Below are 15,381 nucleotides of genomic sequence, written 5' to 3'. Positions count from 1 at the left end.
GGCAACTCCTTCGTCTGTGCCTTGGATCACTGTATCCGTTGTACTGATTCCATACTTGCTGTATACACGACGTATGCGCAAGCTTTTCGGCGTATTCGAAACAATCAATTAACGAGAGAGGCATTCACGATGCTGACGTTCACGCTTCCGGACGGAACCACCGAGACCGTCGAACCGCTGAATCTGCTCAACGCCGGCTACGCGGGACGCAACCAAGAAGAAGTTGCTCATCACATCGCCGAGTTGGCCGAACTCGGTGTTCCGGCACCGACCGTCACGCCCGCGATGTACCCCATCTCGCCGTACCTCGCTCAGCAGACGAATGCCGTGCATGTGCAGCACGGGCGCACCTCCGGGGAAGCTGAGTGGGCGCTGGTGATTCTCGGCGACACCGACGACGACGTGCTGCTGACCGTCGCGTGTGATCACACCGACCGCGACCTCGAGGTCCACAGCGTCGCGTGGAGCAAGAACGCGTCACCCGACGTGCTCGGTTCCGGTGCGTGGCGTCTGTCCGACGTCGCCGACCGGATCGACGACATCACGTTGAAGGCGTGGGTCGGGGAGACCCCGATCCAGACCGGATCGCTCGCGGATCTTCTCGCGCCCAAGTACTGGCTCGACGTGCTCCGTGAGCGCGGTCTGTTCAAGCGTGGCACGATCCTGATCTCGGGCACGATCTCGATGCATCCCGGCGTCGACCAGTTCGCCGACGCGTGGAAGGTCGAAATGTCCGACGCCGCCACCGGCAACGTGCTGACCTGCGAATACGACGTTATTCGCATGGCTGACCCGATCGGCTGACCAGCGCGACGTAGGGTGGAGTGCGTGACGAAGCCAATTATCGAGTTCCAGGCAGACCCTCCACCCATCGATCTAGTGCTGGTGGACTTGGTCGAGGGTGACGGTGACGAAGCCTCACCCGGCGATACCGTCGAGGTTCATTACGTCGGCGTCGAGTTCGACTCGGGCGAGGAGTTCGACTCCTCGTGGAACCGCGGAGAGTCCATCAAGTTCCCGCTTCAGAACCTGATTCAGGGCTGGCAGGACGGCATCCCCGGGATGAAGGTGGGCGGACGCCGTCAGCTCACCATTCCGCCCGAGCTTGCCTACGGACCGGCCGGACACGGTCATCGTCTGTCCGGAAAGACTCTCGTGTTCGTGATCGACCTGCTCGGCGTCAACTGACGTAGACCGGTCGTCCACCAAGTGCCCACAGTTCGAAGTCTCGCAAAGTAGACTTTTCGGACATGTGGGCATTGGTCGTCGAAAACGACGATCGCGTGGCCCGTGCTCTGCGTCGGTCCTTGCATGCCGAGGGGTACGACGTCGAGCGGGTCGCAGCGGTCGCCGCAGCCCGTCGAGCGATTGCCAGGCAGGACTTCGTCATCGCACTCGTCGATCTCGGTCTCGACGACGGAGACGGAGTCGACGTGATCCGAGCGCTGCGCGATCACCCGTCCACCGGTGTCATCGCCGTTACCGCGCGTGGGGCCACAAGCGACCGCGTACGTGGTCTCCGCGCCGGGGCGGACGACTATCTGGTCAAGCCCTTCGGGATCGCTGAGCTCATGGCGCGTATCGACGCCGTGATGCGCAGACTCAGGATGTCGTCCGTACCTCTGGAATCGCAAGGTCGTATCGGGCACGGTCAGCTGTGCATCGATCGCGACCGCCACGAGGTACTGCTGGCCGGCTCGGTGCTTCCGTTGACCCGCAAGGAGTTCGACGTGCTCGTGCTTCTCGCACTCAACGTGGACGTCGTTGTCGAGCGCGACCGCATCCTGGATCACGTGTGGCAGTCCGCGCGCGAGGGAAACACCAGAACCCTCGACACTCACATGGCGTCGCTCCGCATGAAACTCGGTGCCGCAGCGTCGATCACGACGGTCCGAGGCGTCGGATACCGGCTCGAATCAGCAACCGAAAGCTGACGGGGACGGTCGTGCGCAGACGGATCGTTCTCAGCATGGTCCCGGTGATTGCGCTTCTCGTTCTCGGCGTCGGTATTCCGTACGCGATTCTGGTGTCCGAGCGCGCGACTCAGCGCGTGTTCGTCGACAGGACCGGCGACGCAGTGCGATTCGCCTCCGAGGTGGACGCGGCGATCGAATCCGGGGAATCGACCGGGCTGGGAGAGGAATTGGCGTCGTACTCGGCGTTGTACGACTCGGCTGTGTGGGTGCTCGCGCTCGACGGGGCGACCGTGCACGACCCCGGCGTTCCGCTTCCCGATGACGAGGAATTCGCAAGCGCCGTCAGGCGTGCGTTCGCGGGCGGCCGAGTCTCCGAGGCGCCGACTGTCTATCCGTGGACCGCCGCACCGTTGAGGGTGGTCGAACCGGTCGGCCGGGACTCCCAGGTGACCGCCGTCGTCGTCATCGAGGCTCCGACGGACAAGTTGCGCGCCGGGAGTCTGTCTCAGTGGGCCGTCGGTATCGGAGTGTTGGTGGTCGCCGTGGCTGGGTTGCTCGTCGGGTTGTGGCCGCTGACGTCCTGGATCCTTCGGCCCGTCCGCGATCTGGAGCGCAGCACTGCCGGTATCGGCGCGGGCGATTTCACGACTCGTGCGGACGTCGATCGGGGCCCGCAGGAACTGCGCGAACTGTCGGAGTCGTTCAACACGATGGCCGACACCGTCGAGCGGTCGATGGAGCGTCAGCGCGCCTTCGTCACCGACGCAGCCCACCAGCTCCGAAATCCGTTGGCCAGCTTGCGTCTGGCGGTCGAGAATCTACGGCCATGGCTGCGTGATGGCGACGCCCGCGAGGCCCACGAGGATGCCGTCGCGGAGACAGTGGAACTGGGTGCGACGTTCGAGGCAATGCTCGGCGCCGTCTCCGCGGAGCGGGAAAGCGGTGAACTCGGCGGTGACCTGTGTTCGGTCGTCGACGTGTTCGAGGCGGCGCGGCCGCAGTGGCAGGCATGCGCGGAGAGCGCCGGGGTTCGGTTGGTGATCGACGATCCAGGTCGGGAAGGTCGCACCGTCCGGCAACCCTCCGGCGGCCTCGTCGCGGTGCTCGACGAACTGGTGTCCAACGCTGCTCGGCTGTCCGGCGGGACGACGGTGACGGTGCGGATGCGCACCGAATGCGACGGGCGTTGGGCGGTGTTCGAGGTGGTGGACGACGGTCGCGGCTTGTCGGAGTCGGAGCTGACTGCGGCGACGGGCAGATTCTGGCGCGCGCCACGGCATCAGAACGTGGCCGGGACTGGATTGGGTCTGGCCATCGTGGGTGATGTGGTAGCCGATGTGGGAGGAACGTTCGAGCTGCGAGGGGTGCCGGGCGGGGGCACAGTCGCACGCCTTCGATTGGCTTGTGTGACGGAGTGACTCACGGCTTGTGTTCGCGAAACCAGTCCGCTGCACCGGGATGCAGTGGTATCGGTGTGGTGGCGGCTCCGGTTCGGGGGTTGATCTGATCTGCTTCCGGGCGGTTCACGGACAGCGCCCGGACGTTCTCGAACGTGCTCGCGGTCAGGAAACGGGCCAAGTCGCGTGGAAACTCGTTGCGCACCAGCACGAACGTGGGAACGGCGAGGGTTCGGCTCGACGCGATGTCCGGATACACCGTCCGTGAGATCACGACGCCGACGTACTCACCGGGGAACGCAGATCGTACGGCTTCGGTCTCGACTGCGAGATCGAGAAACTCGACCGCGCGACCGGACGCCGACGCGTTTTTCACCAACGAGTCGAGCGCAGGTGTCGGCATCGCGGTCAACGAGAAGACTGCATCCAGTTCGCCGGAGAGCAGTGCCCGGGCCGCGTCGTCCTGGCCGTAGGACAGTGGGGTGACGGCCAGCCCGGCCGAGTCGAGAAGTCGAAGCGCGGTGAAGCGCGTTCCCGATCCGGGAAGGCCGATCGCGACCCGCATGCCCGGAAGATCCTGCAGTGTTCGTACCGGCCCGTCGGCCATGACCGCGAGGTGCAACACCGAGTCGAACACCCGGAACAGTGCGGAGAAGTCCGAGGCGTACGGCTTCGCCACGTCGGCGTTCACGAAACCCAGGTCGACGGACCCGGCCGTGAGCAGTGCCGCGTTGTCGACGGCCGCGTCGGTTTCGACGATGTCGACGACGTCGCGTGCGAGGGCGTCGTTCCAGCGCTCGGCCAGCGCGGTCCCCGTCTCGCGGTAGGTCGCCCCCGCCGGTCCGGTGGCCAACAACATGCTGTCGACGGAGGGAACCGGCCGACTGGAACACGCAGGCAGCAGGGCTGCGAGACTCACGGCCGACACCCCGGCGAGCAGGGTCCGTCGATCGATCCTTCCGCTCACTCGTCTCCTATGTCCGAAATGTGAATGTCAGATCGACCTCAAATCTACGCAACTTTCTTGGTGTGACGGGCGCCACTGCGGAACATTGGCGGCATGGCTTCCACCACCGAGACGGGTGACACCGTCAAGCGCAAGCGTTTCTACCACCAGCTGTACTTCTGGGTTCTCGTCGGAATCAGCGTCGGGATCATCATCGGCCTCACCGCTCCCGGCGTGGCGTCGGAGATGAAGTGGATGGCCGATCTGTTCATCAAACTCGTCAAGGTGGTCATCGCGCCGACGATCTTCGCGACGATCGTCGTCGGGATCGCGGGCATGGGTAACCTGGCCAAAGCGGGTGGTCTCGCCTTCAAGACCGTCATGTACTTCAACGTCACCACCGTGTTCGCGCTGGCGATCGGCCTCGTCGTCGTCAACGTCCTCGGGCCGGGGCGTGGATTGAACTACGACGTCGCCTCCTTCGACTCGTCGGCGGCCGCGGGCACCATCGAGTCGGCCGGTGAAGCGAGCGGAACGGGACTGACCGGGTTCATCCTGAATCTGGTACCCGACTCGTTCGCGAGTGCCTTCGTCGACGGAATGTTGCTGCAGGTGCTGCTGCTGGCGATCCTCGTGGCCGTTGCGGTGACGATGCTCGGCACGCGGGCAGCGCCGGTTGTCAGTGCACTGGACACGTTCGCCAAGATCATGTTCGGCGTCATCAAGCTCGTGATGTGGGTTGCGCCGCTGGGTGCGATGGGCGGAATCGCGTTCACGATCGGTGAGCACGGGAGCGCGATCCTCGGTTCTCTCGCAACGTTCATGGGTTCGTTCTGGCTCACGTGCATCCTGTTCCTGCTGTTCGTCCTCGGCCCCATCTGCAGACTCGCCGGGTTCAGCATCTTCAAGTACCTGCGGTACATCAAGGACGAACTGCTGATCGTCCTCGGCACGTCGTCGTCGGAGACGGTTCTTCCGCGCATGATGGCGAAGATGGAAGCGGCAGGCACACCGAAGCACGTGGTGGGCATGACGATTCCCACCGGCTACTCGTTCAACCTCGACGGCACCGCCATCTACATGTCCATGGGCGCGATCTTCATCGCGCAGGCTTTCGCTATCGACGTCCCCATCTGGACTCAGATCGGTCTGCTCGTGTTCATGCTGATCTCGTCGAACGGCGCTGCAGGAGTGTCGGGCGCGGGCCTGGTCACCCTTGCCGCGTCGTTGACGGCATTCGACTCGGTGATCCCGGTTGCGGGTATCGCGTTGATCGTCGGAATCGACCGCTTCATGTCCGAGGGCCGTGCGCTGACCAACCTGTCCGGCAACGGACTCGGAACGCTCGTCATCGCGAGGTGGACCGGCGAGCTCGATCGGGAACGCCTCGCCTACGTGCTGGACAACCCGAAGACCGTCGACGTCGACGACCTGTTGGATCCCGACGAGCCGGCCGACAAGGAACTGGCGTCCTCGGGTGCGGCAAGACGCTAGTGTCCGCGTGCGAGGTCCAGTACCAGTCTGGCCCCACCGAGCGGACTGTCGGTGAAACGAGCTCGGCCACCGTGCAGTTCGGCCTGCTGCGCCACCAGGGCGAGGCCGAGGCCGGATCCACCCTTCGTCGCCGACGCCCCACGGTAGAAGCGCTCGAAGACGGAATCCCGCTCGGCGGGCGGGATTCCGGATCCGTTGTCGTCGAGGACGATCTGCACCGTGGAGTCGGTCTCGGTCACCGTGATCGCGACGTCGGTGGCCGACCCGTGGCGAACGGCGTTGATGATCGCGTTGTCCAGTGCGAGGCGGAGTCCGGCGGGCAGAGCGTCGACGACGAGCGATGGGGCCGAGTCGATGCGGACCGTCAGACCCGGGTTCTGCCGCATCGCGTCCTGAGCCGCCACGTCGCAGATCTCGACGATGTCGACCGGGACGCGATCCTTGTCACTGGACAGCTCACCCGACGCGAGCTTCTCGAGAGCCGTCAGAGTTGCTTCGACACGGCCCTGCGTCCGCTGCAGGTCCTCGAGGATCTCGAGTCGTTGCGGCGGTTCGAGGTCGAGGGTGCGCAGCACTTCGATGTCGGTCCGCATCGCCGTCAACGGCGTCCGAAGCTCGTGCGCGGACACCGCCGCGAAATCCCGAGCGGTGCCGAGGGCTTCGGTGGTGCGTGCTTGCGCGTCGCCGAGTCGTTCCAGCATGCCTGCGATGGCCACTGCCAACTCGTCGGACTCCTTCACCCCGGTCGAGGTGTCCGGCGACCTCGGGGGCTGCGCACTGACCTGCCGAGTCAGTGTCACGAGCGGTCTCACCGCGCGGCCGCCGAAGATCCAGCCCAGGCCCGTCGACGCGGCGATAGCGGCCAATCCGCCGAAGATGACCCACCGCTGTTGATCGTCGGTGATCTCCTGTGCCTCGGCAGCGGGCACACCGATGGAGATGATGATGTTGGTCGCCGACACCGCCTCCGAGGTGTAGACGCGGAAACGGTCACCTCCCACGTCGACGGTCTCCGAGCCCTCGTCCAATCGGGGCAGTTGCGTGGGAGTCGACGCGATGACGGTGTCACCGGTTCGGATCGTCACCGCGAACGCTCCTGAGCTGCCGAGCTGATCGAGAAACAATTCGAGGCTCGACGCACTCGGAATCAGGACCTGAGACGCCGTCGTCAACCGGTCGTCGAGATTGCTCACGTTGTTTCTCGAGATGACCACGGAGGCAACGGTCGCGAGCGTCGCGACGACGATCGTCGCACCGAGCGCGGTCGCGACCGCCACTCGGGCGCGAAGAGAGAATCTCACGAGCTCGGCCGCAGCACGAAGCCGACACCGCGCACGGTGTGCAGGACGCGGGATTGACCGTCGACCTCGATCTTGCGGCGGAGATAACCGACGAACACGTCGACGACGTTGGTGTCGGCCACGAAGTCGTACCCCCACACCAGCTCGAGCAGCCGCTCACGCGTCAGGACGACGCCTGCATTCCTGGCGAGGACTGCGAGCAGTTCGAATTCCCGTTTGGTCAGATCCAGTTCTCGCATCCCGACGTGGGCGCGATGGCCGGGGATGTCGACGCTCAGGCCGCCGACGGTGATGGCGGAGCTGGATTCGGGTGGAGCAGGTGCCGTCGCGCGCCTGCGGAGCATCGCGCGGATCCGAGCGACCAGCTCGGCCAGGACGAAAGGTTTGGTCAGGTAGTCGTCGGCGCCGGATTCCAGGCCGGAGATGCGATCGTCGACCGAGCTCCGAGCGCTCAACACACAGATGGGCACGTCGTTCCCCATCGCGCGGAGGGCTTTGACGACGCTGGCACCGTCGAGGACCGGCATGTTGATGTCCAGGACCACCACGTCGGGTGATCGCTGGGAGACCGCGGTGAGCGCTTCGGCGCCGTCGACCGCGGTGATGACGGTGAATCCGGACAGGCGGAGTCCGCGTTGAAGCGAGGCGAGCACGTCCGCGTCGTCGTCGACTACGAGTACGGTGGCTGATTCTGGCACAGCTCTATCGTGCTATGCCGCCCAGCTCTGGACGGTCATCTTGCGCTCCTCGGGCGATTTGGCGAAGAACTCCTCGAGCGCACTGCGGCGTTCGCGGTCGGCGTCGAGCGTCCACGCCAGTTCGGGTGCATTGGCGTAGAGCTTGGCGTAGTAGGCGTCGAACGTGCACGTCGTGTCGATCAGCGACGCCGCTCCCGGAAAAACTGGGGTTGCTGTGTTTCTCATGTTTCCCAAGGTAGAAGGCTACTTTGGGGACTCGGTGAGGCAAATGTGGGAGAACTGTGAGAATTGGATTGTCGAGCAGTCCCGCGGGTATGAATACACGCATGACTGTGGTGTGGTTTCGACGCGACCTGCGAACCGGTGATCTTCCGACGCTGACGGCTGCGGCCGATTCCGACGGGCCTGTGCTCGGATTGTTCGTCCTCGACGACGTGCTGCTGAAGGCGTCGGGCGGGCCGCGTCGGGACTTTCTCTTTCGTTCGCTGGAAGCGCTCGACGAGCAGTTGGACGGCCGGCTGCTGGTCGTGAAGGGTGATCCGGAAACCGTGGTGCCCAAGGTCGCGAAGGCCGTCGACGCCGACGAAGTCCACATCAGCGCAGATTACGGTCCGTACGGGCGGTCCAGAGACGAGCGCGTCGGTGAACACGTGTCGTTGGTGTCGACGGGATCGCCCTACGCCATCGCCCCCGGCCGGGTCACGAAGAACGACGGCGAGCCCTACCGGGTGTTCACGCCGTACTTCCGGCAATGGATGGAACACGGATGGCGGGGCCCGGCGGACACGTCGGCGAAAACCGTGTCGTGGCTCGATCCGTCGGATGTGAAGGGGCTTCCCCGACGGGTGAAGATTCCCACCGAAAAGGATGCGTCCGACGCGCCTGCGGGGGAGAAGGCTGCGTCGGGCGCCTGGGCCGAGTTTCTGGAGCGTGTCTCGGACTACGACGACGAGCGCAACCGGCCGGACCTGGACTCGACGTCTCGGATGTCGGTGCATCTGAAGTACGGCACCATCCATCCGCGGACGATGCTGGCGGACCTGGGGAAACTGCGCAGCGAGGGGTCCGCGTCGTACCGACGCCAGATCGCGTGGCGAGACTTCTACGCGGACATACTGTTTCAGCGCCCGGACAGTGCCCGGGAGAACTACGACAAGAAGTTCGACAAGATCGAGCTGGACACCAGCAAACATGCACACGAGTTGTTCGACGCGTGGAAGGACGGCAAGACCGGCTTCCCCATCGTCGACGCCGGTATGCGACAGCTGAATACCGAGAACTGGATGCACAACCGAGTCCGCATGATCGTGGCGTCGTTCCTCGTGAAGGATTTGCATCTGCCGTGGTGGTGGGGAGCGCGATACTTCTTGGACCGATTGGTCGACGGCGATCTGGCCAGCAATCAACACGGATGGCAGTGGACGGCAGGCACGGGAACCGATGCGTCCCCGTACTTCCGCGTGTTCAACCCGATCACCCAGGGCGAGAAGTTCGACCCCACCGGCGATTACGTACGCCGCTGGGTTCCCGAACTGCGCGGGGAAGAAGGGAAAGCCGTGCACACGTTGAAGTTCGGACGCCCCAAGGATTACCCCGACGCCATCGTCGACCACAAACACGAGCGAGAGGTCGCGATTGCCCGGTTCAAGGCACTGTGACGCTCACCGTCGGCGAGAGAGCCCGACGCCGACGAGGCAGACGACGCCGCCCAGCACTGCAAGGATGTGTGGCACTTCGTTCAGCAGGGCCCAACTCAGCGCGATGGTGATGGGCGGGACGGCGTACGTGGTGATGCCGAGCCTGCCTGCATTCATGCGGGTCAGCGCGTAGGCCCAGGTGGAGAACGCGAGTGCCGTCGGTACGAGGCCGAGGTAGACGAGGCCGCCTGTTGCCTGCACGGATGCGTCGGCGAGGTCGTCGAGCAGAGCCGGGGTGAACGGGAGGGTGCACACAGCGCCGATCGCGCAGGCCATCCACGTGACCTGAAGGCCGGGCACGCTACGCAGCACCGGTTTCTGGCACAGAACACCGACGGCGTACGTCACGGCGGAGACAAGGCACAGGGCGATGCCGAGGGCATCCGCGTCGGTTCTGACGGTGTCGGTGGTGGTCACGGCGGTGACGACACCCACGAGCACGGCGCCGGAGAACGCGATGGCCGCGCCGATCACGAGCCACCGCGGAAACCCCTCGCCGAGGAGGAGTCCGGCGAACAGAGCCACGAGAATCGGGCCGATCTGAATGATCATCGACGTGGTACCTGCGTCGACGCGCTGTTCGGCCGCGTTGAGGGCGACGTTGTAGATCGCGAACCAGAACACACCGACGCAGATGATCTGAATCCACTGAGTTCGGGTAGGTCTGACCCACGTCCGTTTCGCGAGAAGGATCACGCCGAGTGCGGCCGTGCCGATGAGAAGCCGGCCGAGCGCCAAGGAACCCGCCCCGAAGGACGTTCCGACTCCTCGAATCGCGACGAACGCCGACGCCCAGGACACAACGGTGACCGTCACCGCTCCGAGCGCAAGCCAGTCCGTCTTCTTCGTCACCGCGACATCGGTCATGGCATGAGATTACGACGAGCGGACTGCCCCCGGCGCGCGGGTTTCGGACAACCTTGCTCGTTTTCCTGCCCTATGTGAGTGGGAATGTAGGCCAGGGCCTACATTCCCACTCACCGACGGAGTAGCTTTTCCAGCGCATCCAGAACGGCTGGATCCTCGATGGTCGACGGCACCCCGTACTCCTCACCTGCGACGATCTGCCGCATGGTCTTGCGCAGAATCTTCCCGGACCTGGTCTTGGGAAGCGCACCGACGATCGTCACGTCCCGGAACGTCGCGAGTGCGCCGATCTGGTCACGCACCATCGCGACCAGTTCCGTGCGCAATCGGTCCTCCTCGATGGTTTCGCCCGCCTTGAGCACCACGTACCCACTGGGCCGCTGCCCTTTGAGGTCGTCGTGAATTCCGATCACCGCGCATTCGGCCACCGCGGGGTGGCTCGCGACGACAGCCTCCATCGATCCCGTCGACAGTCGATGACCTGCGACGTTGATGACGTCGTCACTGCGACCGAGGACGTACACGTACCCGTCGGCGTCGATGTATCCGGAATCGCCGGTCAGGTAGTAGCCCGGGAACGTGTCGAGGTACGAACGCTGGAAGCGGTTCTCGTCGTTCCACAATCCCACCAGGGTGCCGGGAGGCAGCGGGAGCTTGACGACGATATTGCCCTCGGTACCGGCGTCGACCTCGGTGCCTGCGGCGTCCACGATCATCACCTCGAAACCCGGAACCGCGACGGTCGGTGAACCGGACTTGATCGGAAGTGGCTCGAGCCCGCGGAGATTCGCGGCGATCGCCCAGCCGGTCTCCGTCTGCCACCAGTGGTCGACGACGGGTCGGTCCAGGGTTCGGCTGATCCACTCGTAGGTATCGGGATCCAGTCGCTCGCCCGCGACGAACAGTGTCTCCAGGCTGCTGACGTCGTACTTCTCCAGCTCCTCGGCGTGCGGATCCACCTTGCGGATGGCACGCAACGCCGTCGGGGCGGTGAACAACGCTCGCACACCGTGACTTTCGATGACCCGCCAGAAGGCCCCGGCGTCGGGAGTGCCGACGGGTTTGCCTTCGTAGAGAACCGTTGTCGCACCCGCCAGCAGTGGGCCGTAGACGATGTAGGAATGCCCGACCACCCAGCCGACGTCGGACGCCGTCCACATGACCTGACCCGGGCCGACATCGTAGATGTTGTGCATCGACCATCTCAGTGCGACGGCATGGCCACCGTTGTCGCGTACGACGCCTTTGGGTTTTCCGGTGGTTCCTGATGTGTAGAGGATGTAGAGCGGATCCGTAGCTTTCACCGGAACTGGTTGTGCCGGTGATGCTTCGGTCATCTCGGCATCCCAGTCCAACCATCCGTGATCGCTCGGAATCCCGTCGCGGCTCTTGACGATCACCGTCGGCGACGAGGACAGGGCCAACGCCTTCTCGACGATCGGGAGGTACTCCACGACCCGTCCCGGCTCGAAACCGCCACTCGCCGTCACCAACAGCACAGGTTCGGCGTCGTCGATCCGCGCCGCGAGCTCCTTCGCCGCGAATCCGCCGAACACCACCGAATGCACCGCACCGATCCGCGCACACGCCAGCATCGCCACGGCTGCCTCGGGAATCATGGGCAGATACAGAATGACGCGGTCACCCTTCCCCACACCGTTGCGTACCAGCACTCCCGCGAACTGCGCCACCTCGTTCAGCAGCTGGGCATAGGTGTACCGGCGCTGCGTACCGATCATCGCCGAGTCGTAGATCAGCGCCGTACGGTCCCCGTCGCCCGCATCCACATGCCGGTCGAGCGCATTGACACACGTGTTGAGCACGCCGTCCGGGAACCAGCGGCCATCGAACGCCGTCGTCGGAGCACTGACCCAATCGATCCCCTCGGCTGCTTCCAGCCAGAAACCCTCACGATCGGACCTGGCCCTGTCGAATGCTTCTCGATACTCGCCGCTCATGGCCCGAGCCTAGTGTGGTCCCGGTTGCAGAGGAGTTGCGTTCGTGGGGATTGCTACTGATCTGACTGCACAGTCTTGGGTTGTTTCGGCGGGATTCCGTGAAAAGTCGCGGAAACTGTGCACTGAAGTCAGTCGGTGGGCGGCTGACCTGGTTGCGTACTGCTGGGTGGTTTCGGCGGGATTCCGCGGATTGTCGAGGAGGCTTTACCCCATCGTCAACTGAGGGCTGTGGATAACGAAAGTTATCCACAGTTCGAGGCACCAGCACTACCGGCGGGGTGCTGGATCGGGAACGGTGTACCGCATGGGGGTACATACAGCGGCGGAGCTCATGGCTTCGGGGATCAGTCGTGGGGCGATAACATACCGGACGAAGTCGGGAGAGTTGCAGCGGCTATTGCCACGGGTGTACGCGACGTCACCGCCGGATTACTTCGAGCTCTGCAGGGCGGTAACTCTCTGGAAGCCGAGTGCGGTTGTCTCGCATTCGAGTGCTGCATGGCTGTGGGGGTTGACCGACCGGGAACCGAAAATTGTCGATGCCACTGTGGGACCGGCGGGACAAGCGCGGTGCCCAGAGTGGGTTCGCCTCCATCGACGGCAGCTCCCCGCGACCGTGACGTACCGAGGACTGCGCATGGTGACGATCGAGCAGGCATTCGTCGACATGGCTGCGACTCTGCAGAAGGCCGAGCTCGAGGCGTTCGTGGACGCGACTCTCGACGTTCACCTGCCGTGGCGAAGGGTCGCCGAGGTCTGTGAGGCTTCGAGCGGCATGCGCGGCATGACTGCGTTGCGAGAGCAGTTGCGTCGGTGTTGCCCCGGCACTCGTTCCGAACCGGAACGGATGGTGGCGCGCGCACTGACTGCGCGAAACTTCCGTATGGAGATCAATGCGAGAGTCGGACCGTTCTACGGTGACCTCGTCGACTTTCGTGCGCGCGTTATCGTCGAGATCGACGGGCGTGAGTTCCACATCGGGCCGGCCGAGTTCAGCAACGATCGCCGTCGCCAGAATGCTCTGGTTCTGGAGGGGTGGCTGGTGCTGAGGTACTCGGCCGCGACCGTGCGGGCAGACCTCGACCGGGTCGTCGACGAGATAATCAGCGTTGTACGCAAGCGGCGCAGGTCGATCGACTCCACGTCACGAGCGTTGCCACGCTCCTGAGTGCAAAGGCAACATCGAAGTTTCGGGGCCGCGCGTAGGAATTCCGTCAAGATCCTGGCGACGCGGCGGGGGCGGATGGAGACTCGCAGATGTGACTCTTTTCGAGATGCTGCCGTCTCTTCGTAATGCAGGCCGACCACGATTCGATTCGGGGTTGTGGCCGTCGGGCACGGGTTTTCGTGATGGGCGGTTGATGGTCGACGGTGTGTTCGTCGATGATTTCGCTGATTGCGAGGGCACGCCGACGCGGTTGGGTTGTGTAGTGGTGACGCGGGTGAGGTCGGTGATCGCCGGCATCGTGCGTGTCGATGCCGTGCTCGGGTGCGTGGAGGTCGCCGATATCGCGAACCGCCATTCGGTGGTGGGTCGGCAGTTCTTCGCGATGGGCGACGCCAAGGTGGAGCTTCCGTCGGATGTGCGGGCCGGTGACCTACTGGCCGTGATTCCCGAGGCCCAGGCGTCGGTACCGGGCGAGGCGTGAGGACACGCGGTCGTCGTCGGAGCTGATGTCGCGTAGTTCTCGTGCGATGGCTCCGGCCACTCGGGTCGAGAATTCGACGGGTTCCTCTGCCGCATCGGGGTGTTCGGGCACGATGGCGTCGACGATGCCGTCGCGGAGCAGGTCCACGGACCGAATGCCTTGCGCCTCGGCCATGTCCGACGCGTGTGCTGTGTCGCGGTGAACGATGGCGCTGGCGCCTTCCGGGGGAAGCGGCGCGAGCCAGGCGTTCTGTGCGCACAAGGTGCGGTCGGCGGGCAAGAGTGCGAGTGCGCCGCCGCCAGTTCCTTGGCCGAGGAGGACCGACACCGTCGGGGTATCGACGGTGACGAGATCGCTGATGCAACGCGCGATTTCGGGTGCGATACCGCCTTCTTCCGCTTCCTTGGACAGTGCTGCGCCGAACGTGTCGATGACGAGGACCAGGGGAATGCGGAGTTCCTCGGCCAGTTTCATTCCGCGCCGAGCCTGACGCAGCGCGCCTGGCCCCATCGTCGCGGTGATGCTGTGGCTGCTTCGGTCGTTGCCGAAGACCACACAGGAGATTCCTCGGAATTTGCACAACGACAACAGGATCGTTGTGTCCGACTCACCTTGGCCGGTGCCGCTGAGCGGAACCTGTTCGCTGGCTGCATGTTCGAGGAGTTCTCGCACGCCCGGCCGATCGGGGCGACGGGAGGATTCCACGGAATGCCACGCGGAACGATCAGGGATGTCGCCGACGGCGGGAGCCGGGTCGAGGTGGTGGGCTGTCTCGCCATCGTGGCTGACGACGCGGAGTGCGCGGACCATGAGGTGGCGGAGGCTGTCCACGGGAACCACACCGTCGATGACGCCGTGGTGGTACAGGTTCTCGGCGGTCTGTACGCCTTCGGGAAAAGGCTTGTCGTACAGGGCCTGATAGACGCGAGGGCCGAGGAATCCGATGAGTGCACCGGGTTCGGCGAACGTGACGTGAGCGAGTGATCCCCAGGATGCGAAGACGCCGCCGGTCGTGGGATTGCGGAGGTACACCAAGTACGGCAGGCCGGCTTGTTTGTGCAGGGTCACCGCGCCCGCGATCTTCACCATCTGTACGAACGCAAGAGTGCCTTCCTGCATGCGAGTTCCCCCGGACGTGGGAGACGCGATCAGCGGGAGCTTCTCCGCGGTGGCACGCTCGATGGCGGTGGCGATTCGTTCGGCTGCCGCCACTCCGATCGACCCGGCCAGGAAAGCGAACTCGCACGCAATGATGGCCACCGGCCTGCCGTCGACCAGCCCCTGTCCGGTGAGAACGGACTCGTCGACGCCGCTCTTGTCTCGGGCTTTCGCCAAGTCGGCGGCATACTTCGGGCCGGGGGAGACGTCGATCGGTTCCCGATCCCACGACACGAACGATCCGCCGTCGAGAACTGCATCGAGTATCTCGGCGGCGGACGTCCGTGTTGTCATGAGCGG

The 15,381-nt window shown here is 64.6% G+C and carries 15 protein-coding genes; 8 read left to right on the top strand and 7 right to left on the bottom strand.

The features are described 5' to 3' along the window. The first annotated feature begins 129 nt into the window (after positions 1 to 129). The 4 genes from CH293_RS04140 to CH293_RS04125 all read left to right on the top strand — a co-directional run bounded on the left by CH293_RS04140 (position 130) and on the right by CH293_RS04125 (position 3,334). Positions 130 to 804, top strand: coding sequence for a DUF2848 domain-containing protein (locus CH293_RS04140; protein WP_037103664.1), 675 nt, complete (start codon positions 130 to 132; stop codon positions 802 to 804). A 24-nt stretch (positions 805 to 828) separates the two neighbouring features. Continuing rightward, positions 829 to 1,188 (top strand): FKBP-type peptidyl-prolyl cis-trans isomerase, encoded by a 360-nt coding sequence (locus CH293_RS04135; RefSeq protein ID WP_094719527.1) that lies wholly within the window; start codon positions 829 to 831, stop codon positions 1,186 to 1,188. A 62-nt stretch (positions 1,189 to 1,250) separates the two neighbouring features. Beyond that, positions 1,251 to 1,934, top strand: coding sequence for a response regulator transcription factor (locus CH293_RS04130; protein WP_037103671.1), 684 nt, complete (start codon positions 1,251 to 1,253; stop codon positions 1,932 to 1,934). A gap of 11 nt (positions 1,935 to 1,945) precedes the next feature. After that, the gene (locus CH293_RS04125; RefSeq protein WP_037103673.1) at positions 1,946 to 3,334 is read left to right on the top strand and encodes a HAMP domain-containing sensor histidine kinase; all 1,389 of its coding nucleotides are present in this window, start codon (positions 1,946 to 1,948) and stop codon (positions 3,332 to 3,334) included. Between the two features lies 1 nt (position 3,335). Here CH293_RS04125 and CH293_RS04120 read toward each other — a convergent pair whose 3' ends face one another. Then, positions 3,336 to 4,280, bottom strand: a complete 945-nt coding sequence (locus tag CH293_RS04120; protein WP_037103675.1) for a TAXI family TRAP transporter solute-binding subunit — start codon at positions 4,278 to 4,280, stop codon at positions 3,336 to 3,338. A 93-nt stretch (positions 4,281 to 4,373) separates the two neighbouring features. Here CH293_RS04120 and dctA point away from each other — a divergent pair, with 93 nt between their 5' ends. Continuing rightward, entirely contained in the window at positions 4,374 to 5,753 is a 1,380-nt protein-coding gene (dctA, locus tag CH293_RS04115) for a C4-dicarboxylate transporter DctA (protein ID WP_094719455.1), read from the top strand. Here the strand turns inward: dctA and CH293_RS04110 are convergent. Genes CH293_RS04110 through CH293_RS04100 form a run of 3 tightly spaced genes read right to left on the bottom strand, consistent with a single transcriptional unit; the run spans position 5,750 to position 7,977 of the window. After that, complete coding sequence (locus CH293_RS04110; RefSeq protein WP_094719454.1) at positions 5,750 to 7,030, bottom strand: sensor histidine kinase KdpD; 1,281 nt, start codon at positions 7,028 to 7,030, stop codon at positions 5,750 to 5,752. The two genes, dctA and CH293_RS04110, sit on opposite strands and share 4 nt — an antisense overlap. A 20-nt stretch (positions 7,031 to 7,050) precedes the next feature. Next, positions 7,051 to 7,752, bottom strand: a complete 702-nt coding sequence (locus CH293_RS04105) for a response regulator transcription factor (protein WP_019664385.1) — start codon at positions 7,750 to 7,752, stop codon at positions 7,051 to 7,053. Positions 7,753 to 7,764: 12 nt separating this feature from the next. Further along, on the bottom strand, positions 7,765 to 7,977 hold the full coding sequence (locus CH293_RS04100; RefSeq protein ID WP_037103685.1) for a hypothetical protein: 213 nt from the start codon (positions 7,975 to 7,977) through the stop codon (positions 7,765 to 7,767). An 89-nt stretch (positions 7,978 to 8,066) separates the two neighbouring features. Between CH293_RS04100 and CH293_RS04095 the strand changes: the two genes are divergently transcribed. Beyond that, positions 8,067 to 9,410, top strand: coding sequence for a deoxyribodipyrimidine photo-lyase (locus tag CH293_RS04095; RefSeq protein ID WP_176459904.1), 1,344 nt, complete (start codon positions 8,067 to 8,069; stop codon positions 9,408 to 9,410). 3 nt (positions 9,411 to 9,413) lie between these two features. Here the strand turns inward: CH293_RS04095 and CH293_RS04090 are convergent, their stop codons facing one another. Then, positions 9,414 to 10,316 (bottom strand): DMT family transporter, encoded by a 903-nt coding sequence (locus CH293_RS04090; RefSeq protein WP_037103691.1) that lies wholly within the window; start codon positions 10,314 to 10,316, stop codon positions 9,414 to 9,416. 110 nt (positions 10,317 to 10,426) lie between these two features. Beyond that, the gene (locus CH293_RS04085) at positions 10,427 to 12,274 is read right to left on the bottom strand and encodes a propionyl-CoA synthetase (RefSeq protein WP_094719452.1); all 1,848 of its coding nucleotides are present in this window, start codon (positions 12,272 to 12,274) and stop codon (positions 10,427 to 10,429) included. Between the two features lie 637 nt (positions 12,275 to 12,911). Between CH293_RS04085 and CH293_RS28755 the strand changes: the two genes are divergently transcribed. Both CH293_RS28755 and CH293_RS04075 read left to right on the top strand, forming a co-directional pair. Then, positions 12,912 to 13,442 carry a DUF559 domain-containing protein gene (locus CH293_RS28755; protein WP_342585468.1) on the top strand — a complete coding sequence of 177 codons (531 nt, stop codon included), beginning with the start codon at positions 12,912 to 12,914 and terminating at the stop codon, positions 13,440 to 13,442. A 91-nt stretch (positions 13,443 to 13,533) separates the two neighbouring features. Next, on the top strand, positions 13,534 to 13,923 hold the full coding sequence (locus tag CH293_RS04075) for a hypothetical protein (protein ID WP_141217136.1): 390 nt from the start codon (positions 13,534 to 13,536) through the stop codon (positions 13,921 to 13,923). Here CH293_RS04075 and CH293_RS04070 read toward each other — a convergent pair. Then, positions 13,873 to 15,375 carry a carboxyl transferase domain-containing protein gene (locus tag CH293_RS04070; protein WP_037103700.1) on the bottom strand — a complete coding sequence of 501 codons (1,503 nt, stop codon included), beginning with the start codon at positions 15,373 to 15,375 and terminating at the stop codon, positions 13,873 to 13,875. The genes CH293_RS04075 and CH293_RS04070 overlap by 51 nt on opposite strands. Between the last annotated feature and the right edge of the window lie 6 nt (positions 15,376 to 15,381).

Origin of the sequence: Rhodococcus sp. 14-2470-1b (assembly GCF_002259415.1) — a bacterium.
GTDB lineage: Bacteria > Actinomycetota > Actinomycetes > Mycobacteriales > Mycobacteriaceae > Rhodococcoides.
The sequence above is the reverse complement of the archived record's forward strand: the minus strand, read 5'-3'. Positions and strand labels throughout refer to the sequence as shown.